The 23790-nt window shown below is 72.0% G+C and carries 22 protein-coding genes; 16 read left to right on the top strand and 6 right to left on the bottom strand.

Annotation, left to right across the window (positions count from 1 at the left end):
* Window positions 1–22: 22 nt before the first annotated feature.
* Window positions 23–580: a GNAT family N-acetyltransferase gene (locus M5362_RS02375; RefSeq protein WP_260225553.1), complete on the top strand. Its 558-nt coding sequence runs from the start codon at window positions 23–25 to the stop codon at window positions 578–580.
* Window positions 581–593: 13 nt separating this feature from the next.
* Here the strand turns inward: M5362_RS02375 and M5362_RS02370 are convergent, their stop codons facing one another.
* Window positions 594–1262 carry a class I SAM-dependent methyltransferase gene (locus M5362_RS02370; RefSeq protein ID WP_260225552.1) on the bottom strand — a complete coding sequence of 223 codons (669 nt, stop codon included), beginning with the start codon at window positions 1260–1262 and terminating at the stop codon, window positions 594–596.
* A 142-nt stretch (window positions 1263–1404) separates the two neighbouring features.
* The gene (locus tag M5362_RS02365; protein WP_260225551.1) at window positions 1405–2382 is read right to left on the bottom strand and encodes a teichoic acid biosynthesis protein C; all 978 of its coding nucleotides are present in this window, start codon (window positions 2380–2382) and stop codon (window positions 1405–1407) included.
* Between the two features lie 283 nt (window positions 2383–2665).
* Here M5362_RS02365 and M5362_RS02360 point away from each other — a divergent pair, with 283 nt between their 5' ends.
* The 3 genes from M5362_RS02360 (at window position 2666) to M5362_RS02350 (ending at window position 5731) form a co-directional block, all read left to right on the top strand.
* Complete coding sequence (locus M5362_RS02360; protein WP_260225550.1) at window positions 2666–3859, top strand: serine hydrolase; 1194 nt, start codon at window positions 2666–2668, stop codon at window positions 3857–3859.
* Window positions 3860–3929: 70 nt separating this feature from the next.
* On the top strand, window positions 3930–4697 hold the full coding sequence (locus M5362_RS02355) for a ribonuclease H (RefSeq protein ID WP_260225548.1): 768 nt from the start codon (window positions 3930–3932) through the stop codon (window positions 4695–4697).
* A 68-nt stretch (window positions 4698–4765) separates the two neighbouring features.
* The gene (locus M5362_RS02350; RefSeq protein ID WP_260225547.1) at window positions 4766–5731 is read left to right on the top strand and encodes an LLM class F420-dependent oxidoreductase; all 966 of its coding nucleotides are present in this window, start codon (window positions 4766–4768) and stop codon (window positions 5729–5731) included.
* Window positions 5732–5825: 94 nt separating this feature from the next.
* On the opposite strand, the gene M5362_RS02345 is transcribed toward M5362_RS02350, so the two are convergent.
* From M5362_RS02345 to M5362_RS02335, 3 genes are all read right to left on the bottom strand, one after another.
* The gene (locus tag M5362_RS02345; protein ID WP_260225546.1) at window positions 5826–6134 is read right to left on the bottom strand and encodes a hypothetical protein; all 309 of its coding nucleotides are present in this window, start codon (window positions 6132–6134) and stop codon (window positions 5826–5828) included.
* Between the two features lie 125 nt (window positions 6135–6259).
* The gene (locus tag M5362_RS02340) at window positions 6260–7102 is read right to left on the bottom strand and encodes a class II aldolase/adducin family protein (RefSeq protein WP_260225545.1); all 843 of its coding nucleotides are present in this window, start codon (window positions 7100–7102) and stop codon (window positions 6260–6262) included.
* Window positions 7099–8127, bottom strand: coding sequence for a C-terminal binding protein (locus M5362_RS02335; protein WP_260225544.1), 1029 nt, complete (start codon window positions 8125–8127; stop codon window positions 7099–7101). Before M5362_RS02335 ends, M5362_RS02340 begins: the two co-directional genes overlap by 4 nt.
* A gap of 208 nt (window positions 8128–8335) precedes the next feature.
* Here M5362_RS02335 and M5362_RS02330 point away from each other — a divergent pair, with 208 nt between their 5' ends.
* A complete protein-coding gene (locus M5362_RS02330; RefSeq protein WP_260225543.1) occupies window positions 8336–9235 on the top strand; it encodes an Lrp/AsnC family transcriptional regulator in 900 nt (299 codons plus the stop codon).
* A gap of 42 nt (window positions 9236–9277) precedes the next feature.
* Window positions 9278–10213, top strand: coding sequence for a universal stress protein (locus M5362_RS02325; RefSeq protein ID WP_260225542.1), 936 nt, complete (start codon window positions 9278–9280; stop codon window positions 10211–10213).
* Window positions 10214–10393: 180 nt separating this feature from the next.
* Here M5362_RS02325 and xylB read toward each other — a convergent pair whose 3' ends face one another.
* The gene (gene xylB, locus M5362_RS02320; RefSeq protein WP_260225541.1) at window positions 10394–11881 is read right to left on the bottom strand and encodes a xylulokinase; all 1488 of its coding nucleotides are present in this window, start codon (window positions 11879–11881) and stop codon (window positions 10394–10396) included.
* A gap of 143 nt (window positions 11882–12024) precedes the next feature.
* On the opposite strand from xylB, the gene xylA reads away from it, so the two are divergent.
* From xylA to M5362_RS02270, 10 genes are all read left to right on the top strand, one after another.
* On the top strand, window positions 12025–13209 hold the full coding sequence (gene xylA / locus M5362_RS02315) for a xylose isomerase (RefSeq protein ID WP_260225540.1): 1185 nt from the start codon (window positions 12025–12027) through the stop codon (window positions 13207–13209).
* Between the two features lie 203 nt (window positions 13210–13412).
* The gene (locus tag M5362_RS02310; protein ID WP_260225539.1) at window positions 13413–14054 is read left to right on the top strand and encodes a GntR family transcriptional regulator; all 642 of its coding nucleotides are present in this window, start codon (window positions 13413–13415) and stop codon (window positions 14052–14054) included.
* 4 nt (window positions 14055–14058) lie between these two features.
* Window positions 14059–14967, top strand: a complete 909-nt coding sequence (locus tag M5362_RS02305; protein WP_260225538.1) for a dihydrodipicolinate synthase family protein — start codon at window positions 14059–14061, stop codon at window positions 14965–14967.
* A gap of 86 nt (window positions 14968–15053) precedes the next feature.
* The gene (araD, locus tag M5362_RS02300) at window positions 15054–16769 is read left to right on the top strand and encodes an L-arabinonate dehydratase (RefSeq protein WP_260225692.1); all 1716 of its coding nucleotides are present in this window, start codon (window positions 15054–15056) and stop codon (window positions 16767–16769) included.
* A gap of 90 nt (window positions 16770–16859) precedes the next feature.
* Window positions 16860–17813 carry a carbohydrate ABC transporter permease gene (locus M5362_RS02295; protein WP_260225537.1) on the top strand — a complete coding sequence of 318 codons (954 nt, stop codon included), beginning with the start codon at window positions 16860–16862 and terminating at the stop codon, window positions 17811–17813.
* Window positions 17813–18736, top strand: coding sequence for a carbohydrate ABC transporter permease (locus M5362_RS02290; RefSeq protein ID WP_260225535.1), 924 nt, complete (start codon window positions 17813–17815; stop codon window positions 18734–18736). Before M5362_RS02295 ends, M5362_RS02290 begins: the two co-directional genes overlap by 1 nt.
* On the top strand, window positions 18733–19914 hold the full coding sequence (locus tag M5362_RS02285) for a Gfo/Idh/MocA family protein (protein WP_260225534.1): 1182 nt from the start codon (window positions 18733–18735) through the stop codon (window positions 19912–19914). The genes M5362_RS02290 and M5362_RS02285 overlap by 4 nt, the downstream gene beginning before the upstream one ends.
* Complete coding sequence (locus tag M5362_RS02280; RefSeq protein ID WP_260225533.1) at window positions 19911–20750, top strand: PmoA family protein; 840 nt, start codon at window positions 19911–19913, stop codon at window positions 20748–20750. The genes M5362_RS02285 and M5362_RS02280 overlap by 4 nt, the downstream gene beginning before the upstream one ends.
* Window positions 20747–22432, top strand: coding sequence for a glycoside hydrolase 43 family protein (locus M5362_RS02275; RefSeq protein ID WP_260225532.1), 1686 nt, complete (start codon window positions 20747–20749; stop codon window positions 22430–22432). Before M5362_RS02280 ends, M5362_RS02275 begins: the two co-directional genes overlap by 4 nt.
* Window positions 22429–23769, top strand: a complete 1341-nt coding sequence (locus M5362_RS02270) for a sugar ABC transporter substrate-binding protein (RefSeq protein ID WP_260225531.1) — start codon at window positions 22429–22431, stop codon at window positions 23767–23769. The genes M5362_RS02275 and M5362_RS02270 overlap by 4 nt, the downstream gene beginning before the upstream one ends.
* Window positions 23770–23790: the final 21 nt, after the last annotated feature.

The raw sequence follows: 23790 nt of genomic DNA, 5'->3' as shown, positions 1-23790 counted from the left end.
CGAGAGGATCAGGAGCCGTTCCATGCCGGACGAGATCACGGTGCGCCCCGTCCCCTGGCCGCCTGCCCCGATCAGAACCGAGCGGCTCGTGCTCCGCGAGTCCGAGGCCCGGGACCGCGCGGCGTTCGTCGACTTGTTCGCCTCACCGGAGGTGGGTACCTACGTCGGCGGCTCTCAAGCGCGTGATCAGCTCGAGCGGGCGATGCCTGAGGTGCCCGGGCGGCGCCCTGGCCTCTTCGTGGTCGATCTCGACGGAGCGATGATCGGCATGATCACGCTCGATCCGCGCGGCGCGGAACGTCCGGGTCACGTACGTCCCGATGCCGGCGAGGCCGAGCTCGGCTACATGTTCCTGCCGGCGGCGTGGGGACGCGGATATGCCGTCGAGGCGTCTGCGGCGGCACTCGAATGGTTCGCCGACGCGGCGCCCGGTGAGCCGGTGGTCGTCACCACCCGGACAGCCAACGCCCGGTCGATGCGCGTCGCGGAGAAGCTGGGGTTCACCGAGGTGGAGCGGTTCGAGGAGTACGGTGCCGCGCAGTGGTTCGGCGTGTGGCCCTCGGCCATGTCGTCCGGTTGAAGAGGAACACCCTCTAGGCAGGGCGTTCGGCCATGATGACCACGCCCGGCCCGCTGTGTTCGTCTGCGGGGAGCCGGAGTTCGGCCACCGGGCGCAGTCCGGCCTGCTCGATCAGGTCCCTGAGCTGTTCCGGTCGCCACTTGTGGGTGGTCCACCGAACGGGCACTCCTCCGTAGGCCTCGGTGCGCACCACGTCTTCGTCACCGACGTGTGTCGCGGTGATGAAGTGGCCGCCCGGTTTCAGGGCGCGCCTGAACGCGGCGAGGACCTGGGGAAGGACCTCGCGCGGGAGGTTGAACAGTGACCACCACCCGAGTACGCCTCCGAGTGACGCTTCTCCCAGGTCGAGCTCGGTGGCGGAGGCGACGCTGAAGCGGCAGTGCGGATGAAGGCGGCGCGCGTTCTCGATCATGCGGGGTGAGAGATCGACTCCGGACACGTCCAGGCCGCGTTCGGCGAGGTACGCGGTCACGGTTCCGGGCCCGCAGCCGACGTCGAGGACGGGTCCGAGCTCGCTCACCGTGTCGGCGAAGGCGTCGATCGATGCCTTGAGCCATGGGTGGCGACGGATGTCACCGACTCCCGTCGTCAGCACCATGTCGGCGTAGTTGTCGGCCACCCGGTCGTAGGAGTCACGGACGACGTCGAGGTCTGCTGGGCGGTCGACATGGTGGGTACGCATCGGCCAACCATAGGGCAGCGGTCTCGAAGCAGGGAGGCGATATCGGCAGCTCCCCGACCGCACGCGGTCGCTGACCACGGATCAGACTTCTGCCGGCGGCGCCGCCCGGGCTCGGCCGGGCGGCGGCTGCTGCGGCGTGGGATCAGATCAGCGCGTTCTTGTAGAAGATGCTGGAGCGCCGGTCGCCTTCCTCGCCCGTGGCGAAGCCGATGAACAGGCGGGCCTCCCCCGCGTCGGTGCGGTAGACGGCCAGACCCTCGGGCTCGCGGTGGTGGAGGGTGGAGCCGGCCTTGGTGAGGACGGGGCCCTGCTTCACGGCTCCCGTGTTGATGTCGACGCTGGTGACGTAGGTGTTGCCGTCACCGACGGGAGTGCCGGGCTCGGGGTACGCGTCGCCCGTCAGGTAGTACATGTACGAGCCGTAGAGCGCGTAGCCCTGCGCCGTACCGGAGATGGCCGGCTGCTTGAAGTCGACCAGCGGCGAGCCGAAGTTGCGCGTCTCGAAGGCAGAGAGGGGGTACACGGCGATGCGCTTGCCGGCACTGGTGTGGTAGCGCACGATCATGCGCTGGTAGACCGGGTCGACGGAGCAGGTGTACTCGGTGGCCCCGGAGATGGGCTGGTAGGCGGCCGAGGCGGCCGGCGAGCCCAGGGTGGTGTCGGCGGCGTAGCGGACGGGAGCGAGCGCGGTGCCGTACCCGTTGCCGTTCGCGGCGCATTCGACCCACAGCTCGGTGCCGGAGCCGCTCGGCAGCGCGGCGAAGGCGACGCCGTGACCGAAGCCGTTGAGGTGCATGTACGAGAGGTAGTTCCCGTCGAAGTCCATCTTGTTGATGCACAGGTCACCGGCGGACTCGGGGCTTCCGCTCCGCTTGGTGGCCACGAACAGGAACTTGTTCACCCAGTCGAAGGCGAAGCTCTGCTGTACCCGCGCACCGTGCGTGTCCTTGGAACGGAACAGGTCGTACGACGGCTGTGTGAGGTCGAACCGCTTGGTCGCGGCCACCGCCGCCGAGGCGGTCTGCGCGCCGAGCCCCAGCCCGAGCGCGGCGAGCGAGGCGCCGGCACCGGTGCGTATGAGGCTGCGGCGGGAGAGGGGGAAGCCCGGGTTGCGGGTCAAGGTGGGACTCCTGAGGCATGAGTTGGCGGAAGGGACAGGTGATCCTATCTGCCCTGGAGTGAGGGCGGCTTCGGCCACGGAACGCGGTGCGCGGCTCGGCGGAGGTGGTGGCGCATCGGGGTGACACCCTGCGGGCCGGGCGGTCGGCTTCGCGGGGGCCGGGTGCCCGGTGTCTGGGCCGGATGGAGCATCGGACAGGCAGGCACCGGCGGTGCGTCCGATGCTGGGTCGGACCCCGTTCGCCGGGTGCCGTCGGCCCGGCACCGCCCGAGAAGGAGCCCCTGTGTCGGTACGCACCGCAGTCCGTGCCCGCCCGCTCGCGCGCCTGCGCCTGCGCCTGCCCGTGGCCGCCCTGGCCGTCTCCGCGGCGCTCGCCGCCGTGGTCCAGCCGGCGGAGGCGACCGGAACGCCTCCGCCTTCGGACAAGGCGTTGCAGCGGGAGCTGAACGAACTCGTCCGTACGGCCGGAGGTCCGCCCGGGGTGATCGCGCTGCTGCGCCGGGGCGATCGCACGGCGGTCTACCGGGCGGGCGTCGCCGACACGAGGACCGGCCGACCGCCCCGTACGACCGACCACATGCGGATCGCGAGCGTCGCCAAGGCGTTCAGCGGAGCGGTCGCCCTGCGTCTGGTGGACCGGCAGAGGCTGGACCTCGACGACACGATCGGCGAGCGCCTGCCGTCACTGCCCTCCGCCTGGCACAGGGTGACGCTGCGCCAGTTGCTCAACCACACCAGCGGGCTGCCCGACTTCTCGACGGCGCCCGCGTTCCTCGACATCCTGCGGGAGGACCCCCGGCACCGCTTCGACTCCCGCCGCCTTCTCGAATTCGTCGCGGAGAAGGATCTCGACTTCCCTCCGGGATCGCGGTACGCGTACTCCAACTCGGACAACATCGCCGTCGCACTGATGGCCGAGGCGGCCACAGGACAGCGGTACGAGCGGCTGCTGGAACAGCTCGTGTACCGGCCCCTCGACCTGCGGCAGACGAGTCTGCCCGAGGGCTACCGGCTGCCCCGGCCGTACCTGCACGGATACGACGTCACGCCGCCCGCCCCGCCGGAGGACATCAGCGAGGTCCTCAGCGCGTCGGGCGTCTGGGCCTCGGGCGGCATCGTCTCGACGCCGAAGGACCTCAACGCGTTCGCCCGCGCCTGGGCCGGCGGACGCGGCTTCCTGTCGGAGGAGACCCGCCGCAGTCAGCGGACCTTCATCCCCGGCGCCGCCTCGGAACCCGCGGGTCCCGGTGCCAACGCGGGCGGGCTGGCGATCTTCCGTTACACGACGCGGTGCGGCACGGTCTACGGCCACACCGGCAACTTCCCTGGCTACACCCAGCTCGCGGTCGGCACGGCGGACGGCAAGCGCTCGCTGACGTTCTCGATCAACACCCAGACCAGCAAGAGCGTCAAGCCGGAGCTGCTGGCCAAGGTCCGCGCCGTCCAGGAGGACTTCGTCTGCGCCCTGCTGCGGTGACGACCGGGGAGCTGTCCGGGCAGGTCCCGGGTGTGTCCGGGCTGCCTCGGCGGCATGTCAGGATCGGGGGATGACGGAAGCAAGGATCATCGCGGCGTGCGACGGCGCGTCGAAGGGCAACCCGGGGCCCGCGGCCTGGGCGTGGGTCGTCGCCGGGGCGGACGGCGACGTCGGCCGCTGGGAGGCGGGCCCGCTGGGCAGGGCGACCAACAACGTGGCCGAGCTGACCGCCCTGCTCAAGCTCCTGGAGCACCTTGACCCGGGTGTGCCGGCGGAGGTGCGGATGGACTCCCAGTACGCGATGAAGGCGGTCACGACCTGGCTGCCGGGCTGGCGCCGCAAGGGCTGGAAGACCTCGGCCGGTACCCCGGTCGCCAACAAGGACCTGGTCGTCCGGATCGACGAGCTGCTGGCCGACCGGCGCGTCGACTTCGTGTACACCCCCGCGCACCAGGTCGACGGCGACCGCCTCAACGACGCCGCCGACCGCGCGGCCAGCCACTCCGCCCGTACCCAGCAGCCCCTCGGCTCGGTCGCGGGGAGCGACCTGCCGCCGCCGGAGGCCGCCCCCTCGGGTGGGGCGAAGCGCGGCGGGACGGCGGTCCGCGGGCGGGCGGGAGGCTCCTCAGGGGCCTCGGGCGCGGGGTCCTCGGGCGGGTCCGCCGGCGGCCGGTCCTCGGGCGGGTCCGGCGGCCGGTCCTCGGGCGGTTCGGTCAAGGCGAAGTTTCCGGGCCGGTGCCGCTGCGGAACGCCGTACGCCAAGGGCGAGACGATCTCCAAGAACCCCGACGGCTGGGGCCACCCCGCCTGCGTCACCTCGGCGGGCGGCTCCGCGTAACGCACGGATACGCAGAGTCAGGGCGAAGTGGTCGGTTTCGGTCGGGCGGTCGCGGCAAGTCGCCCGGTATGACGCACTTCGGCTACACGATGATGACCGAGCAGGCCGGGCCGCGTGACCTCGTGGGGCATGTGGTGGAGGCGGAACGGGCGGGCTTCGACTTCGCGGTGATGTCGGACCACTCGTTCCCCTGGCTGGAGTCGCAGGGGCACGCCCCGTACGCGTGGAGTGTCCTGGGCGCCGCCGCGCAGGCCACCAGTCGGATTCCGCTGATGACCTACGTCACCTGCCCCACTTTCCGCTACCACCCCGCGGTCGTGGCGCAGAAGGCGGCGACCGTGCAGCTCCTGTCCGAAGGCAGGTTCCGCCTCGGGCTGGGATCCGGGGAGAACCTCAACGAACACATCGTCGGTTCCGGCTGGCCCTCGGCCGGCGTCCGCCTGGACATGCTGGAGGAGGCCGTCGAGATCATCCGAGCCCTGTTCGGCGGGGAGTACGTCACCCACCACGGCACGCACTTCCAGGTCGACAACGCCAGGCTGTGGGACGTCCCCGAGACACCGCCGCCGCTGGGGATCGCGGTCTCGGGCCCCCGTTCCTGCGAGGTCGCCGGGCACCACGCTGACCTGGTGATCGCCACCGAACCGAGGAAGGAGCTGCTCGACGCCTTCGACGCCCACGGCGGTGCGGGCAAGCCGCGGATCGGCCAGCTCCCCGTCTGCTACGACCCCGACCGGGACACGGCGGTCAAACGTGCCCACGACCAGTTCCGCTGGGCGCTGGGCGGCTGGAAGGTCAACGCGGAGATCCCGCTCCCGGGCGGGTTCGACCAGGCCGCCCAGTACACCCGGCCGGAGGACGTCGCACAGACCATCCCCTGCGGCGACGACGTGGACACCTTCGTCGACGCCGTACGCCCCTACGTCGAGGCGGGGTTCAGCGACGTCGCCCTGGTCCAGGTCGGCGGAGAGCACCAGCAGGCCTTCACCGACTGGGCCCGCACCACACTGCTCCCCGCCCTGCGCGAGCTGTGAAGAGTTCCCCGGGGAGCCCTGGGGAGCTGGGGGAGATCCTGAGAACTCCTGGGCATCGGCCGCGCCTCTCGGGGGCCGTCCGCGGCCGGAACGGTCAGAGGTCACTGTCGATGCCGGTGACGGCCGGCGGGCCGAGGGGGGCGTCGGCCTCCGCGATCCCCGCCTCCTCCAGCGCGGCCGAGACGAGCTCCGTGGCGTTCAGTTCCGCCGCGTACCGGTCCGGCGCGTCGACTTCGAGGCGGATGGAGAAGGTGCCGCCCTCGTTGAGCGTCAGAAGGTTCAGCCCTTCGTTCTCGCTGACGTCGGTGTGCTGGGAGGCCAGCTTCCGTTCGAGGGCCGCGCGCGCGGAGTCGGTGATGTCCGAGAGGAACGTGCCGGGAACGGTGATGACGAAGGTGGTCATGGGTCGACTCCTCGGATGGAACGGAGTGTGGGTGTCGCTCTGCTTCCCCCATCCTCGGTACTGAACCCGCCTCGGTCACCGCTGGCGCGCCATCAGCGCTTTCACTTCCTCTCTCGTTCGCACGGTCAGTCCTTGTATTCCGGGCAGGTCCGGTCCAGGAGGCGGAGCATCGCGGCCCACGCCAGGTCGTACGCGTCGTCGTCCGCGAAGTCGGACGATGCCGTCTCACCCGTGAGCTGCCGGGCGGTGTACTCGCAGACGTCGGCCGGGGGCACGACCAGAGGGACGCCGCTCGCCTGGGCGGCGATCTGGATCTCGCAGGCGCGCTCCAGGTAGTGCATGCGCAGGAACGCCTGGGCGGCGCTCTCGCCGACCGTCAGCAGGCCGTGGTTGCGCAGGATGAGCGCGGGGTGGGTGCCGATGTCGGCGACCAGGCGGCGCTGCTCGTCGAGGTTGAGGGCGACGCCCTCGTAGTCGTGGTAGCCCACGCGGTCGTGGAACTCCATCGACATCTGGTTGAGCGGGAGCAGTCCGCCCTCCTGCGCGGCGACGGCGCAGCCCGCCTTGGTGTGGGTGTGCAGGACACAGTGCGCGTCGGACCGGGCCGCGTGGATCGCGCTGTGGATGACGAACCCGGCCGGATTGACGGGGTACGGGGTCGGCTCGACGGGGTTGCCGTCGAGGTCGATCTTCACCAGGTTGGAGGCGGTGATCTCCTCGAAGAGCAGCCCGTAGGGGTTGATGAGGAAGTGGTGCTCGGGGCCGGGCAGCCGCAGGGAGATGTGCGTGAAGATCAGGTCCGTCATCCGGAAGTGCGCCACGAGCCGGTAGACGGCGGCGAGTTCGCGGCGCAGCCGGAACTCCTCGGCGGTCCGGACCGGCGTTGCCGAGGGCGGTGCCGAGGTCGTGGCCGAGGACGTTGCCGTGGTCGTGCTCGTGCTCGTGCTCGTGCTCGTGCTCGTGGTCATGATGCGAGTCCTTCGACGGAGGCCGGAGAGGGGACGGGTACGCGGAGAACAGGGGTGGGGTCGACGACGGGGGTCAGCGGGCGGCCGGTGCGGTGCCAGGCGATGACGTTCTCGGCGGGCCCGCAGACGTACGCCCGGCGTGAGGTGTCCGACAGGAAGGCGCTGTGCGGGGAGAGCTGGATACGGGGGTGGCGACGCAGCGGGTCCTCCGCGGGGGGCGGTTCGACGGGGAAGACGTCGAGCGCCGCGCCGGCCAGACGACCCCCGTCCAGGGCGCTCAACAGGGCTTCGGCGTCGATGAGTTCGCCGCGCGCCACGTTGACGAGGAAGCCCCCGGGACGCATCCGCCCGAGCAGCGCGCCGTCGACGAGGCCGCGCGTGGGCGGCGTGAGCGGGACGTGCAGGGAGAGGACGTCGCTCGCCTCGGCCAGTCCGCCGAGGTCGTCGTGGCGTGCGACGCCGGCCGGCCAGTGGGCGGGGTCGGCGTGCGGGTCGTAGGCGGCGACGCGCCCGAACACGGGGGCGGCGAGCCTCGCGAAGGAGCGGGCGATCCTGCCGAGTCCGACGAGCCCGAGGGTCAACTCGCTCGCACGGCGCGGGAGTCGGGGCTGGGCCGTGAACTCCGCGTTCCAGCCGCCCGAGCGGACGAGGGCGTCGGCCTGCGGGAGCCGGCGGACGAGCGAGAGCGTGGAGGCGAGCGCGTGGACGGCGACGTCCTCGGTCGCGGCGTCGGGAAGGTTCGCCACCCACACGCCGCGCCGCCGGGCTTCGGCCGTGTCGACCATGTCGTACCCCGCGGACATGGTGGCGAGGATCCGCAGTTCGGGGAGGCGGGCGAGGAGCGCGGCGTCGATCCGCGCGTAGCCGACGATCAGGGCGACCGCGTCCCGGGCCGCCTCGGCGAGGGCGTCGGGGTCCCGCGTCCCGGCGACGCGCACCTCGAAGCCCGCCTCGGCGAGCAGCCGGGCGCCCGGCTCGGGGTCCAGGTCGTCGGTGTCGGTGAATACGGCGACGGGCTGGTTCACCCGACCCCCTTCCGGTCGAACGGTTGATTCGTCGGTCAATGACGAGACGAACTTACGTTTCATCCGTGCAGGCTATCTACTGACGCATGGCTCGCTCGCCCGTGACCCATGTCACGAACGGATCCGCTTCCCCGGCGGGTACCCGAGAATGGCACCGGACCCTGGGCTCGGCCGCCGACCCGGGCCGCCGAGCGGAGGAGATCACGGGGTGGACCTGGACGCCATCGACCTGGCCGTCGTACGCGCGCTGCAGGAGGACGGACGCCTCGCGTACGAGACGCTGGCCCAGCACGTCGGCCTGTCCCGGCCCGCGACCCGCGCGCGGGTCCAACGCCTCCTTGAATCGGGCGCGGTTCGGGTCGTGGCGGTCGTCCACCCCTCGGTCCGGGGGCTGACGGCGTCCGCGCACCTCTCGATCGACGTCGACGGCGCGGCGGAGCCGGTGGCGCGGGCGATCGCCGAGCTGCCCGAGGCCCCGTTCGTCAGCCTCACGGCCGGGCAGCGCGCGATCATGGCCGAGCTGCGCACCGAGGGCTTCGAGGCGCTGGAGCGGACGATCGAGCGGGTGCGTTCGGTACCCGGCGTCGCGGCGGTCGACCCGCTGATCGGCACGCGCCACCTGAAGGACCCGTACCTGCTCGCGGACGAGCCGACCGCACCGGCTCCCGACGACACCGACCTGCGGATCCTCGACGCCCTGGAACTGGACGGCAGGCTCCCCTTCGCCGACCTGGCCGAGCGCGTCGGGCTCTCCCCCGGTGCCACCCGCGCCCGCACCCTGCGCCTCCTGGACGGCGGCGTGGTGAAGGTGCTCGCGCTGGTCCGCCCGGAGGTGCTGGGAATGGGTTACGCGTGCGGTTTCGCGGTCCGCGTCGAGGGCGCCCGGGAGCCCGTGGCGCGGGAGCTGGCCGCCTGCGGGGAGGTGACCTTCCTGTCGGCCTGCCTCGGACGCGCGGAGCTGGTCGGTACGGTCACGGCCGGCTCCCTGGGGTCGGTACGGGCGGCGCTGGACGCGATGCGGGCCCTGCCGGGGGTCCGGGGCGTCGAGAGCTGGCTCCATCTGGAACTGGTCAAGGAGCGGTACGACCTCGGCACTCCGGCGGCGTAGGTCCGCCGGGCGCCGCGCCCGGCGACGGGCGATCATGCCCCTATGAACGAGAAGCCGGTTGTCGTCGGTGTGGACGGGTCCGAGCACAGCCACCTCGCACTCGAATGGGCCCTGAACTCCGCGCAGCGCCTGGACGCTCCCCTCGTCGTCGCCCATGTGCGCTCCGAGGCGCTCCAGCTGGGGGAGGCGAGGATCGCCTCGCTCGGCGAGGCTCCCGACATCCCCGACACCGTTCTCGACGGCGCCCGCGCCTGGGTCGAGGAGCAGGGCACGCGGGTGCCGGTACGGTACGACTCGCTCGACGGCTCCGTCTCCGACGCCCTCCTCGACGCGGCCCGGACCGCGCGCTTCCTGGTGACCGGCTCCCGCGGCCGCGGCGGGTTCGCGAGTCTGCTGCTCGGTTCCGCCGGCCGGGCCCTGGCCGCGTCCGCTCCGTGCCCGGTCGTCGTGGTGCCGCACGAGGCGCGGACCGCGCCGCTGGAGGGCGACACCGAGGCGGGCAGGGTGCTCGTCGGGCTCCACCCGGAGGAGACCGGGGACGAGGTCGTGGACTTCGCGTTCCACGCCGCTCAACAGCGTGGGGTGGCTCTCGAAGTGGTGACCGCCTACCGGTTGCCGCCCTCGCCGATCATGCTCGTCGGCCCGCCGGCGCCCGCCCTGCAGATGCCGCCGCCGGTGCCGGTGGACGAGACCCCGGAGCTGGTCAACGAGACCGCGGGCCTCCAGGAGGGCCGGCTGCGGCGGTTCAGCGAGCGGTATCCGGACGTCGAGGTCGTCCCCGTCGTCGTACCGGCGGACGCGGCGGGGCGGCTCGTCGACGACTCACGGCGGGCCGCCCTCGTCGTCGTGGGCCGGCACCGCAGACACCGGGTCGCGACCCTCCTCATGGGGTCGGTCGCCCACGCCGTGCTCCACCACGCCCACTGCCCGGTCGCGATCGTCCCGCCGACTCCGCCGACTCCGCCGGAGCCCTCCTGAGCGGCCCGCGGACCGTCCGATGCCGAGGCCTACAGTCGCAACCCTCCGCGGCTCGGCGAGCAGCTCGCGCGGGAGAGGGCTACCCGGCCACCGTGCCGACGGCCGCAACGCTCCGCGGCTCGGCGAGCCGCTCGCGCCGGAGACGGCCACCGTGCGGACGGCCGCCGGCCACCAGGACGTTCAGGCGAGCAGGCTCGGGGCGGCCCGCTCCAGGGTGCCGGAGATCCGGTGCCAGGTCTCCTCGTCGCGGGCGACCGGCGCCAGGGTCTCACCGTGCCCCGTGCCCCACGCGGTGGCGAGCGCGACCGGGTCCTCGCCGGTCGCGGCGGAGGCCGCGAGGGCCGCGGCTCCGAGGGCGACGAGTTCGGTCGCTGCGGGGACGGTCACGGGGCGGCCGGAGAGACGCCGGACCGTCTCCCTCCAGACGGCTCCCTGGGCGCCGCCGCCGATCAGGCGCAGCGGACGGTCCCGTACGGCCGGCGCCGTGGGGTCGAGGCCGCAGGCGCCGAGGAGGTCGTCGAGGGCGCGCAGCACGGTGAAGGCGGCGCCCTCGTAGGCCGCGCCGAGGACGTTCTGCGGCGTGGTGGTGTGGCGCAGACCCGTCACGAGGCCGGTGGCGTGGGGCAGGTCGGGGGTGCGTTCGCCGTCGAGATACGGCAGGACGACGACCCCGTCGCCGCGCGCGGCGTCCTCACGGTCGAGGCCGAGCAGGCCCGCGAACCGGTCGACGGCCAGGCCGCAGTTGAGGGTGCAGCCGAGCGGGAGGTACGTACCGTCGGCCGCGGCGAACCCCGCGAGCCCGGGGGCGGCGGGGCGGGTCCGGGTGGCGGCGAAGACCGTGCCCGAGGTGCCGAGGCTCACGACGGGATGGTCCAGGAGCCCCGCGCCGCCGAGGCCCAGGCCGACGGCCGCGGCCATGTTGTCCCCCGTACCGGCGGCGACGGCGACCCCGGGCGGCAGTCCGAGCGCGCGGGCGGCGGCCGGGGTGAGCGTGCCGACGCGGGTGGCGCCGCTCGCGGCGACGGTGGGCAGCAGGGCCTGGTCGAGGCCGAGATGCCGGAGGATCCCGGGGTCGTAGGCGTCGGTCGCCGTGTCGTACCAGCAGGTGCCGGAGGCGTCCCCGGGGTCGGTCACGGCCGCGCCGGAGAGCCGCTCCGTCAGGAAGTCGTGGGGCAGCCGGACGGCGGCGACGGAGGCCGCGACGGCGGGTTCATGGGCGCGCAGCCACTGCCACTTGGCGGCGGTCATGGAGGCGACGGGCACCGAGCCGGTCCGGGCGAGCCAGCCGTCCTGGCCGCCGAGCGCGGCGGTGAGGTCGGCGGCTTCGGGCGCGGAGCGGGTGTCGTTCCAGAGGAGGGCGGCGCGCAGCGGGCGGCGCGCGGCGTCGAGGACGACGAGGCCGTGCTGCTGGCCCGCGACGGCGATGCCGGTCACCACCGAGGCGGACACGCCTGCTTCGCCAAGGGCGGCCGCGACCGCCTCGCGCAGCGCGGACCACCACTGCTCCGGATCGCTCTCGCGGGCCCCGTCCTCCCCCGTGACCGTGTGCGGAGCGCGTCCGAGGGCCCGGACGGCGCCGGTCTCCGCGTCCACGACCAACGCCTTCGTGGACTGTGTGGAGCTGTCCACGCCGATCACGACCGGGGCCGCGGAACGCGTCGCCACCATGAGCCTCACCTTTCGTCGGACCGCGTGACCACTCTGGCGCGGAGTGGCGCCGTGGCGTATTAGTTATCTCAGAAAACAAATAGGGGGGCCAGGCCCTGCCGCGCCCTTCTTTCCCCCGAGAACGGCAAGAAGAGGGACAGACCATGACGGAACGCTTCTCCCCCGCGCGCTTCTCCCCCACTCCCGAGGACCGGTTCACCTTCGGCCTGTGGACGGTCGGCTGGCAGGGCCGCGACCCCTTCGGCGAGGCCACCCGCCCCGCGCTCGACCCCGTCGAATCGGTCGAGCGGCTCGCCGCGCTGGGGGCGTACGGTGTCACGTTCCACGACGACGACCTCATCCCCTTCGGCTCGTCGGACGGGGAGCGCGAAGCCGTGGTCAAGCGCTTCCGGTCGGCGCTCGAACGCACCGGCCTGAAGGTGCCGATGGCCACGACCAACCTCTTCACCCACCCCGTCTTCAAGGACGGCGGCTTCACCGCCAACGACCGTGACGTGCGCCGCTACGCCCTGCGCAAGACGATCCGCAACATCGATCTCGCCGTCGAGCTCGGCGCCACCACCTACGTCGCCTGGGGCGGCCGCGAGGGTGCCGAGTCGGGGGCGGCGAAGGACGTCCGGGTGGCTCTGGACCGGATGAAGGAGGCCTTCGACCTGCTCGGGCAGTACGTCACCGAGCAGGGCTACGAGCTGCGCTTCGCGATCGAGCCGAAGCCGAACGAGCCGCGCGGCGACATCCTGCTGCCGACGATCGGCCACGCGCTCGCCTTCATCGAGCGCCTGGAGCGGCCCGAACTCGTGGGCGTGAACCCGGAGACGGGCCACGAGCAGATGGCGGGGCTCAACTTCCCGCACGGCATCGCGCAGGCACTGTGGGCGGGCAAGCTGTTCCACATCGACCTGAACGGCCAGTCGGGCATCAAGTACGACCAGGACTTCCGCTTCGGCGCCGGGGACCTGCGTCAGGCGTTCTGGCTGGTGGACCTCTTGGAGACGGGAGGGTACGAGGGTCCGCGCCACTTCGACTTCAAGCCGGTGCGTACGGACGGCTTCGACGGGGTGTGGGAGTCGGCGAAGAACTGCATGCGCAACTATCTGATTCTGAAGGAGCGTGCCGCCGCCTTCCGCGCGGATCCCGAGGTGCAGGAGGCCCTGGCCGCCTCCCGGCTCCCCGAGCTCGCCGCCCCCACGGCCCCCGACGGTCTCGCCGGCCTGCTCGCGGACACCGGCGCGTACGAGGACTTCGACGTGACGGCTGCGGCGGAGCGGTCGATGGCGTTCGAGCGCCTGGACCAGCTGGCCCTGGAGCACCTTCTCGCGGTCCGCTGACCACCCCACCTCCACCCGCCGACGGGCGCCCGGTCCACGACCGGGCGCCCGTTGCCGTTCTCCCCTTGCCAGAGAAGACAGCAAGCGCTTTCCAAGAATCCTGCGCGAAGCATTGACGAAACATCAACGCCGCCATAGCTTCATGCGCGTTGCACTTCGTACGTCATATATGAGACGCGATACATGAGATCTGAGAGTGCGTCATGACCTTCGCCCCCAGCCCCATCCCCTCCCGCACCCAGTACGTCCTGGAGGCGATCAAACACGACATCCTGACCGGCGGCCTGAGCCCCGGCCACGCCTTGGTCGAGACCGAGCTCGCCGCCCGTTTCGGGGTGTCGAAGACTCCGGTGCGCGAGGCTCTGAAGACACTGGCAGGCAGCGGGCTCGTGGTGATGAGCCAGTACAAGGGCGCGACGGTGCGCATGGTCGACGCCGACATGGCCCGCTCCGTCTACGACGTACGGCTCCTCCTGGAGCCGGAGGCGGTGCGCCGCACCGTCGCCGCCGGGGCGCCGCTCGACGAGGCGCGGGACGCGCTGAGGCGCGCCGACACCGCGGAGGATCCGGCCGAACGCTCTCTGGCCAACCGGGACTTCCACCGTGCCCTCTACCTGCCCTGCGGGAATCCGCTGCTCGGCCACATGCTGGACGAGGTCCGCGACCAGGCCGCTCTGGTCTCCACGGTGGCGTGGGCCGCGACCCCCTCCTGGGAGCGCGAGGCGGCCGAGCACGAGGAGATCCTGCGGCTCGCGGTGGCCGGCGACTCCGCCGGCGCCGGCCTGGCCGTGCACGACCACATCGCCTCGTTCGTCGAGCGCGCCTTCCCCGAGGACGGTGAGTGACCGAGTGACCAGGAACTTCGAGACCGAGAAGGCCGCGCTCGCCGATGTGGTGGCGATCCCGGTGACGCCGTTCGCCGAGGACGGATCTGTGGACACCGTCGCCCATCGCGCGCTGCTGCGCCGACTGATCGACGGCGGCGTCCGCACCCTCACACCGAACGGCAACACCGGCGAGTTCTACGCCCTCACGCCCGAGGAGCGCCGGCTGGTCACCGAGATGACCGTCGAGGAGGCCGGCGACCGCGCCGTCGTCCTGGTCGGCGTGGGCCACGACGTTCCGACCGCGATCGCGGCCGCCCGGCACGCCCGGGAGACGGGCGCCCGCATGCTGATGGTCCATCAGCCCGTGCATCCGTACGTCTCCGAAGGCGGCTGGGTCGACTACCACCGGGCGATCGCCGAGGCCGTTCCGGAGCTCGGCATCGTGCCGTACATCCGTAACGCGGTGCTCGGCGGCCGGCGGCTCGCCGAACTCGGTGCCGCCTGCCCGAACGTCATCGGTGTGAAGTACGCGGTCCCGGACGCGTCGCGCTTCGCCGGCTTCGCCCGCGACGCGGGGCTCGACCGCTTCGTCTGGGTCGCCGGACTCGCGGAGCCGTACGCCCCCTCGTACTTCGCGAGCGGTGCGACCGGCTTCACCTCGGGTCTGGTCAACGTCGCTCCCTCGGTGTCACTGGAGATGCTCACCGCCCTGCGGGCCGGCGACTATCCGGCGGCGATGAAGGTGTGGGAGCAGATCCGGCGGTTCGAGGAGCTGCGGGCCGCCAACGGCAGCGCCGACAACGTCACGGTCGTCAAGGAGGCGCTGGCCGCGCTCGGACTGTGCCGCCGCGACATCCGCCCGCCGAGCCGTGAGCTGCCCGAGCAGAACCGGGCCGAGGTCGCGGCGATAGCCGCCGGGTGGCAGGTATGAGCGCGCACGGGCACCAGGACCCGCGCCCCGGCGACGGGGGAGGTTCCACGGAGAACGCCGAAGGTCCCGGGCAGCCGCGGGGCGGCATGCGCCCCGACGAGCTGCGCAGTCACCGCTGGTACGGGACCGAGGGGCTGCGCTCGTTCAGCCACCGGGCCCGCACCCGGCAGCTCGGGTATCTGCCCGAGGAGCACCTGGGCAAGCCGGTCGTCGCGATCCTCAACACCTGGTCCGACATCAACCCCTGCCACGTCCATCTGCGCGCGCGCGCGCAGGCGGTGAAGCGCGGGGTGTGGCAGGCCGGCGGCTTCCCGCTGGAGTTCCCCGTCTCCACGCTCTCGGAGACGTTCCAGAAGCCGACGCCGATGCTCTACCGCAACCTCCTGGCGATGGAGACGGAGGAGCTGCTGCGCTCGTATCCCGTCGACGGGGCCGTGCTGATGGGCGGCTGCGACAAGTCGACCCCGGCCCTGCTGATGGGCGCGGCCACGGTGGACCTGCCGACGGTGTTCGTCCCCGCGGGTCCGATGCTGCCGGGCCACTGGCGCGGGGAGACCCTCGGCTCGGGCACGGACATGTGGAAGTACTGGGACGACCGGCGGGCCGGTCTCATCGGCGAGAGCGAGATGGCCGAGCTGGAGAACGGGCTCGCCCGCTCCCCGGGCCACTGCATGACGATGGGCACGGCCTCCACCCTGACCGCCGCGGCGGAGACGCTCGGGGTGACGATGCCGGGCGCCTCGTCCATCCCGGCCGTGGACTCCGGCCACGACAGGATGGCGGCCTCCTCGGGGATGCGGATCGTCGAGCTCGTGCGGCAGGACGTGCGGCTCTCCCGGATCCTCACCCGGGACGCGTACGAGGACGCGGTCGCCGCCGTCCTGGCGCTCGGCGGGTCGACGAACGCGGTCATCCATCTGATCGCCATGGCCGGGCGGTCCGGCGTGAAGCTGACCCTGGACGACTTCGACCGGATCGCACGGTCGGTACCGGTGCTGGCCAACCTCCGCCCCGGCGGGCAGTACCTGATGGAGGACTTCCACTTCGCCGGTGGCATGCCGGGCTTCCTCTCCCGCCTCACGGACGTGCTCCATCTGGACCGGCCGACCGTCGCCCACACGACGCTGCGGGAGCAGCTCGACGGCGCCCTCGTGCACGACGACGAGGTCATCAGGGAGCGTACGCGCCCGCTGGCGGAGGAGGGCGGGGTCGCGGTGCTGCGCGGCAACCTGTGTCCGGACGGCGCGGTGATCAAGCACATCGCCGCGGAGCCGCAGCTGCTCAAACACACGGGCCCGGCGGTGGTCTTCGACGACTACCGCACGATGCAGCGGACGATCGACGATCCGGAGCTCGGGATCACCCGCGACCATGTCCTGGTCCTGCGCAACTCGGGGCCGAAGGGCGGTCCGGGCATGCCGGAGTACGGCATGCTGCCGATCCCCCGTCACCTGCTGGAGCAGGGGGTACGGGACATGGTCCGGATCTCCGACGCGCGGATGAGCGGCACGAGTTACGGCGCCTGCGTGCTGCACGTGGCACCGGAGTCGTACGTCGGCGGGCCGCTCGCCCTCGTCCGGACCGGGGACCTCATCACCCTGGACGTGGAGGCACGCACGCTCCATGTGGAGGTCGACGAGGAGGAATGGCAGCGTCGACGGGCTGCGTGGACTGCCCCTCCGAAGCGGTACGAGCGCGGCTACGGCGCGCTGTACACCGAGCAGATCTCCCAGGCCGACACCGGTTGCGACTTCGAGTTCCTGGCCAGGCCGGGGACGACCCCGGATCCGTACGCGGGCTGAAGCCCGAGCCGGTCCGCCCCCCCAGCCCCCTGTTCGGCATTTCGAACACCGTCTGCGAAGCGCTTCGCGCCCGAGAACGGAGCCGCCGTCATGGCCACAGCCGTGACCCCACCGCCCAAGGCACCCGCGCCGGCACCCCCGGCACCCGCTCGTCGCCGCCGTACGGGAACGGCGCCACGCCGTCTGCCGTATCTGCTGATCGCCCCGGCCGCGCTGCTGATGCTGGGCTTCATCGCCTACCCCGTGCTCAGCGTCTTCTACTACAGCCTGCAGCACTACAACCCGACCAAGCCCTGGCGGAACGGCTTCGCCGGCTTCGAGAACTTCACCCGGATCTTCACCGAGGACCCGCACTTCTGGGGCACGCTGACCTTCAGCCTGAAGTGGGTCGCCGTCGAGGTGACGCTTCAGCTCCTCTTCGGGCTCGCCCTCGCCCTGATCGTCAACCAGACCTTCGTCGGGCGGGCGCTCGGCCGGGCACTGGTCTTCTCCCCCTGGGCGGTGTCCGGGGTGCTCACCTCGGCGATCTGGGTCCTGCTCTACAACTCGCAGACCGGCATCACCCGATATCTCGCGGACATGGGGCTCGGGGAGTACGGCACGTCCTGGCTCTCCGACACCTCCACGGTCTTCTCCGCGGTGGTCGTCGCCGATCTGTGGCGCGGGGTGCCGTTCTTCGCGATCCTCATCCTCGCCGACCTCCAGTCCGTACCGAAGGACCTGTACGAGGCGGCCGAGGTCGACGGGGCGGGACGGATACGGCAGTTCGTCCACATCACGCTGCCGCACCTGAAGGACGCGATCATCCTCTCCACGCTGCTGCGCGCGGTGTGGGAGTTCAACAACGTGGACCTGCTCTACACCCTGACGGGCGGCGGTCCCGCGGGCGAGACGACCACGCTCCCGCTGTACATCGCCAACACCAGTGTCGACGCCCACAACTTCGGATACGCCTCCGCCCTGACGACGGTGGCGTTCGTGATCCTGCTCTTCTGCTCGATGGTCTATCTGCGCCTGAGCAAGTTCGGAGGCGAGAGCAAGTGATGGTCCAGGACGCCACCTCCACGGCGCCGGCGGTGCCGGCCACCGAGGCCGGGACGGCCGCCGCACCCCCGACCCGTACCCCTCCGACCCGCGGCCGCAAGCGGCGGCGCGCCTGGGACGAGGCCCCGCGCTGGCAGATCTACCTGCCGCTCGGCATCTATCTGCTCTTCACCCTGATCCCCTTCTACTGGATCCTGCTCTTCGCGGTCCGCCCGGCGGGTTCCACCTCGCTCCTGCCGTGGCCGATGACGACGGCGCACTTCGAGAAGGTGTGGACGGAGCGCAGCTTCGCCACCTTCTTCCAGAACAGCCTGCTGATCGGCCTCGCGACGCTGGTGATGACCACCGTCGTCGCGCTCGCCGGCGGCTACGCGCTGGCCCGGTTCGACTTCCGGATCAAGAAGGGCTTCATGCTGGCCCTGCTCTGCTCCCAGTTCGTGCCCGGGGCGTTGCTGCTGGTCCCGCTGTTCCAGATCTTCGCCAACCTGAGCATGATCAATTCGCTGGGCAGCGTCATCATCGCGGAGACCGTCTTCCAGCTGCCGCTCTCGATGATCCTGATCAGCGGCTTCATCAGGAACGTGCCGTACTCCCTGGAGGAGGCGGCCTGGGTCGACGGCTGCAGCCGGTTCAGCGCCTTCCGCATCGTGGTGCTGCCGCTGCTGCGCCCGGGTCTGGTGGCCGTCGGCTCGTTCGCCTTCGTCCACTCCTGGAACCACTTCCTCTTCGCGCTGATGTTCCTCAGCAGCCACGAGAAGCAGACGATCCCGGTGGGTCTCAACACCCTGATGGGCGCGGACAGCGTGGATCTCGGAGCGCTCGCGGCGGGCGGTGTGATCGCGGCTCTGCCGGTGGTGGTCGTGTTCGCGTTCATCCAGAAGTGGCTGGTCACCGGCTTCAGCGCGGGGGCGGTGAAGGGATGACCACCGTTCCCGGCAGGGCCCCTCGTGAGCCCTTCCCCGTCGTCCTGGCGGGCGCCCGCGGCCACGGCCGCTCCCATCTGGTCAACATCCGCAGGCTCGAACGTCTCGGACTGGTGCGGCTCGCCGGTGTCTGCGAGCTGCGTCCGCTGGACGCCGGGGAACTGGACGGCTTCGGTACCCCCGAGCAGTCCGACGACTTCGGTGCGCTGCTCGCCTCGACGGGCGCCCGGATCGCGGTCGTCTGCACCCCGATCCAGACCCACACCGGCCTGGCCCTGACCGCCGCCCGTCACGGGGCGCATCTGCTCCTGGAGAAGCCTCCGGCGCCGTCGTACGCGGAGTTCGCGCGGATGACCGACGGGGTCGCCGCGGCCGGGGTGGCGTGTCAGATCGGCTTCCAGTCGCTCGGCTCCCATGCCGTTCCCGCGATCCGGAGGCTGGTCCGGGAGGGCGCGATCGGCGAACTCCTGGGCGTCGGCGGGGCCGGCGCCTGGGTCCGCGACGAGGCGTACTTCCGGCGCGCTCCCTGGGCGGGCCGGCGGCGGATCGGGGACACCGACGTCGTCGACGGCGCTCTGACCAATCCGCTCGCCCACGCCGTGGCGACCGCGCTCGCCCTGGACGGCTCCACGCACGCCGAGGACGTCGATTTCATCGAGACCGAGCTGCTGCGGGCCTACGCCATCGAGGCCGACGACACCTCGTGCGTACGGGTCCTCACCACCCGCGGAAGCCAGGTCAGCGTGGCGGCGACCCTGTGCGCCGAGTCGCCCTCGGAGCCGTACGTGGTCGTGCACGGGAGCCGGGGCCGGATCACCTTCTGGTACAAGCAGGACCGGGTGCTGCTCCAGCGGGCCGGACACGGCCCGGAGGAGTCCGTCCACGGGCGGACCGACCTGCTGGAGAACCTCGTCGCCCATCTCAACGACGGCACCGAGCTGCTCGTACCGCCCGAGGCGACCGGCGCGTTCATGCGCGTCGTCGAGGCGGTCCGGCTCGCTCCCGACCCGGTGGAACTCCCGGCGGACGCCTGGCGTTCCGAGCCCGGGCAGAGCGGGCCGCGCCGAGTGGTGCCCGGGATCGGGGGGCTGGTCGCCGCGAGCGCCGACACTCTGAGCCTCTTCTCCGAACTCGCTGCGCCGTGGGCACCGCCGGTCGCGAAGGCGGTGTCCCGATGAACGCCCCGCCGGTCCTGCGCTGCGCGGGCCGCACGGTCGCCCGGTACGTCCTGCGGCCGGAGCCCGCCGCCGGCCATGCGCCGCGCCCCTATCTGCACCCCGTCTGCACGCTCGGCGGCGTCACGGTCACCGAGGTGCAGCCCCCGGATCACCGGCACCACCTGGGCGCCGGGGTCGCGGTCCCCGACGTCGCGGGGTTCAACTTCTGGGGCGGGCGGACCTTCGTCCGCGGCCGGGGGCCGACCGAGCTCGACAACCACGGCGTGCAGCGGCACGAGGGGTTCACGCTCGTGGACCAGGACGGCTTCGTGGAGGAGCTGAGCTGGGTCGCCGGGGAGCGCGTCCTGCTCCGTGAGCACCGGACGGTCGCGGCCACCCCGCTCGACGGCACCGCGTGGGCTCTGGACCTCACGTTCTCGCTGGCCAACACCGCGGGCGGGGAGCTGTCCTTCGGCAGCCCGGCCACCAACGGCCGGCCCGGTGCCGCGTACGGCGGTTTCTTCTGGCGGGCGCCGCTGGAGGACTCCGCACCGGAGGTCTTCGGCCCGGAGGCCACCGGCGAAGGGGCCGTGCACGGCGCGCGCGCCGACTGGGTGGCCCTCGCCGGCCGGAACTGGACCCTGATCTTCGCCGGGGCCACCGAGGAGACCCGGCGCGACCCGTGGTTCGTGCGCGCCGCCGAGTACCCGGGGGTCGGATCCTCCCTCGCCTCCGAGCGGCGCCTGGTCCTCGCGGCCGGCGGGACGGCGGTACGCCGGGTGGTCACGGTCGTCGCCGACGGCCGGCTCGACCGGGACAGGGCCGCGGCCCTGGTGCGCAAGGCGGTGACGGCATGAGCGGGACCGCCCGCGCGGGGCACCCGAAGAACGACACGGCCCGCCCCCGGGACCCGCGCGAGGGGACGCCACACGCGAGGGACCCGCGCGAGGGCACAGCCCGCCCCCGCGACCTTCGCGACGAACCGGCGCGCACCGGGGATCTCGGGGACGGGACGTACCGCAATCCGGTGCTCGCCGCCGACTGGTCCGATCCGGACGTCGTGCGGGTCGGCGAGGACTACTACCTCACCGCGTCCAGCTTCGGCCGGGCCCCCGGGCTGCCGATCCTGCACTCCCGCGACCTGGTCAACTGGACGCTCGTCGGTCATGCCCTGGAGCGGCTCACCCCGGAGGCCTCCTTCGCCTCGCCGCAGCACGACCGGGGGGTGTGGGCTCCCTCGCTGCGCCACCACGACGGCCGGTTCTGGATCTTCTGGGGCGACCCCGACCACGGGATCTGGCAGATCAACTCCCCCTCCGTACGGCGGGGATGGAGCGCTCCGCACCTGGTGAAGTCGGGCCGTGGGCTGATCGACCCGTGTCCGCTGTGGGACGAGGAGAGCGGCGAGGCCTATCTCGTGCACGCCTGGGCGAAGTCCCGCTCGGGGATCAACAACCGGCTCACCGGCCACCGGATGAGCGCCGACGGCACCGAACTCCTCGACGGCGGAAGGACGATCGTCGACGCCGACCGCCTCCCCGGCTGGTTCACGCTCGAAGGACCCAAGGTGTACCGGCACGACGGCTGGTTCTGGATCCTCGCCCCCGCCGGGGGTGTGGCCACCGGCTGGCAGGGCGCCTTCCGCTCCCGTGGCTTCTTCGGTCCGTACGAGGAGCGGGTGATCCTGGAGCAGGGCCGTACGGACGTCAACGGACCGCACCAGGGTGGCTGGGTGCGCACCCAGCGGGGCGAGGACTGGTTCCTGCACTTCCAGGAGCGCGGGGCGTACGGCCGGGTGGTCCATCTCCAGCCGATGCGCTGGGGCGACGACGGCTGGCCGGTCCTGGGCGACGCGGGCTCCCCCGTCCTCGTCCACGCGAAGCCCGCGCTGCCGCCGCAGCCGCCCTCGGCGCCCGCCACCGACGACGACTTCCCGGGCGGTCGCTTCGGCCGGCAGTGGCAGTGGACGGCCAACCCGAAGGACGGCTGGACGACCCGTCACTCCGCCGACGGACTGTGGCTGAGCTGCGGCCGTACGGAGGAGACCGAGGATCTTCGCCGTCTGCCGCATCTCCTCACCCAGCGGCTGCCCGCCCGGCCCTGCTCGGTCGAGGTCGAACTGCGCCTGGACGGCGAGGAGCCGGGCGCCCGCGCCGGACTCGTCGTGCTGGGCGACGCCTACAGCTGGATCGGGCTCCGGCGCGAGAGGGACGGGACCGTCCTGCTGGTGCACCGGTTCGCTCCGGTCTCGGCCGACCGGGAGCGGGACGCGGCGTTCACGCGACCGGTCCCGGACGGCCGGGTCCGGCTGAGGGTCGAGGTCGGCGCGGGTGCCCGCTGCCGTTTCTCGTACGACACGGGCGAGGGGTTCACCGACTCCGGCCAGGTCTTCGCGGCCACCCCCTGGCGCTGGGTGGGCGCCCTGATCGGACTGTTCGCCGCCGCGCCGCCGGGCACGGGCCCCGCCGGCACGGCCGTCTTCACCACGTTCCGCATCACCCCGAACGACATTCCCCCGAGAGAAGAGAGCCGACGATGACCATCTTCCGCAACGGGCGGCGCAGAGCCGCCGGTGCCCTCGCCCTGACCACCGTCCTTACGCTGACCCTGACCGCCTGTGGCGACGACGGCACCGGCGCGGCCGGCGACAAGGGCGACGAGGGCTCGGGCAAGGGAGAGATCACCTTCTGGGACAACAACGGCGGTGTCCGCACCGACGTCTGGAAGGAGATCATCCAGGACTTCGAGAAGGCCAACCCCGACATCAAGGTGAACTACGTCGGGATCGCCTCCACCGAGGTGCAGTCCAAGTACGACACCGCCATCCAGGGCGGTGGCCTCCCGGACGTGGGCGGGGTCGGCGCCGCCATGCTCGCCGGCATCGCCGCCCAGAACGCCCTGGAGCCGCTCGACGCGCGGATCGAGTCCAGCGCGCTGAAGGGCAAGCTCAACGCGGGCATGGTCGACAGCGTCACCTCGGCGGGCGGCCAGGACAAGCTCTTCACCGTCCCCACCTCCGCGAGCAACGGTGTGCTCTACTACCGCACCGACCTCTTCACCGCGGCCGGTCTGGAGGAGCCCACCACCTGGTCGAAGTTCTACGCGGCGGCCGACAGGCTGACCGCGAAGGACGACAACAGGTTCGGCTACACGATCCGGGGCGGCGCGGGCTCCATCGCCCAGGCGCTGGACGCGATGTACGGCCAGAGCGGCATCAAGGAGTTCTGGAACGGCGACAGGACCACCGTCAACGATCCGAAGAACGTGGCGGCCCTGGAGCGGTACGCCGGTCTGTTCAAGAAGAACACCCCGGCGGCCGACGTCAACAACGACTTCACCAAGATGGTCGCCCAGTGGGACAGCGGCGAGATCGGCATGCTCAACCACAACCTGGGCTCCTACAAGGACCATGTGAAGGCGCTGGGTACCGAGAAGTTCCGCGGCATCCCCAACCCGACGACGGACGACGGCACCCGGGTGCAGGTCTCGAACCCGGTGGACGGGCTCGGGCTCTTCTCCTCCAGCAAGAACAAGGCGGCGGCCTGGAAGTTCATCGAGTTCGCCGCCTCGCACCAGTCCAACAGCAAGTGGAACGAGTCGGCCGGCGCCATCCCCGCCAACACCGAGGCGGCTCAGGACGCCTGGATCCAGAAGGCGGAGCCGACGAAGCTCGCCGCCGAGGTCCTCTTCAGCGGCAAGGCGACCATCGTGCAGCTGCCGTACTACCTGCCCGACTGGAACACCATCTCCAAGGCCGACAACGAACCCGCCTTCCAGAAGGTGCTCCTGGGGAAGTCCACCGCCAAGGGGTTCCTCGACAGCCTGGCCGAGCAGCTCAACACGGCGCAGGCCGAGTGGAAGTCGCAGAAGAAGTGACACCCGCGCCCACGCGCCGTC

The sequence above is a fragment of the Streptomyces sp. Je 1-79 genome, from assembly GCF_025195125.1.
Classification (GTDB): Bacteria; Actinomycetota; Actinomycetes; order Streptomycetales; family Streptomycetaceae; genus Streptomyces.
This window is presented reverse-complemented; position numbering and strand designations above follow the sequence as displayed.

What these genes read in the sequence shown, in the direction of transcription:
- M5362_RS02375 (WP_260225553.1), top strand. Translation starts at nt 23, where the DNA reads ATGCCGGACGAGATCACGGTGCGCCCCGTCCCCTGGCCGCCTGCCCCG.
- M5362_RS02370 (WP_260225552.1), bottom strand. Translation starts at nt 1,262, where the DNA reads ATGCGTACCCACCATGTCGACCGCCCAGCAGACCTCGACGTCGTCCGT.
- M5362_RS02355 (WP_260225548.1), top strand. Translation starts at nt 3,930, where the DNA reads ATGACGGAAGCAAGGATCATCGCGGCGTGCGACGGCGCGTCGAAGGGC.
- M5362_RS02350 (WP_260225547.1), top strand. Translation starts at nt 4,766, where the DNA reads ATGACGCACTTCGGCTACACGATGATGACCGAGCAGGCCGGGCCGCGT.
- M5362_RS02345 (WP_260225546.1), bottom strand. Translation starts at nt 6,134, where the DNA reads ATGACCACCTTCGTCATCACCGTTCCCGGCACGTTCCTCTCGGACATC.
- M5362_RS02340 (WP_260225545.1), bottom strand. Translation starts at nt 7,102, where the DNA reads ATGACCACGAGCACGAGCACGAGCACGAGCACGAGCACGACCACGGCA.
- M5362_RS02325 (WP_260225542.1), top strand. Translation starts at nt 9,278, where the DNA reads ATGAACGAGAAGCCGGTTGTCGTCGGTGTGGACGGGTCCGAGCACAGC.
- xylB (WP_260225541.1), bottom strand. Translation starts at nt 11,881, where the DNA reads ATGGTGGCGACGCGTTCCGCGGCCCCGGTCGTGATCGGCGTGGACAGC.
- xylA (WP_260225540.1), top strand. Translation starts at nt 12,025, where the DNA reads ATGACGGAACGCTTCTCCCCCGCGCGCTTCTCCCCCACTCCCGAGGAC.
- M5362_RS02310 (WP_260225539.1), top strand. Translation starts at nt 13,413, where the DNA reads ATGACCTTCGCCCCCAGCCCCATCCCCTCCCGCACCCAGTACGTCCTG.
- araD (WP_260225692.1), top strand. Translation starts at nt 15,054, where the DNA reads ATGCGCCCCGACGAGCTGCGCAGTCACCGCTGGTACGGGACCGAGGGG.
- M5362_RS02295 (WP_260225537.1), top strand. Translation starts at nt 16,860, where the DNA reads ATGGCCACAGCCGTGACCCCACCGCCCAAGGCACCCGCGCCGGCACCC.
- M5362_RS02290 (WP_260225535.1), top strand. Translation starts at nt 17,813, where the DNA reads ATGGTCCAGGACGCCACCTCCACGGCGCCGGCGGTGCCGGCCACCGAG.
- M5362_RS02285 (WP_260225534.1), top strand. Translation starts at nt 18,733, where the DNA reads ATGACCACCGTTCCCGGCAGGGCCCCTCGTGAGCCCTTCCCCGTCGTC.
- M5362_RS02280 (WP_260225533.1), top strand. Translation starts at nt 19,911, where the DNA reads ATGAACGCCCCGCCGGTCCTGCGCTGCGCGGGCCGCACGGTCGCCCGG.
- M5362_RS02275 (WP_260225532.1), top strand. Translation starts at nt 20,747, where the DNA reads ATGAGCGGGACCGCCCGCGCGGGGCACCCGAAGAACGACACGGCCCGC.
- M5362_RS02270 (WP_260225531.1), top strand. Translation starts at nt 22,429, where the DNA reads ATGACCATCTTCCGCAACGGGCGGCGCAGAGCCGCCGGTGCCCTCGCC.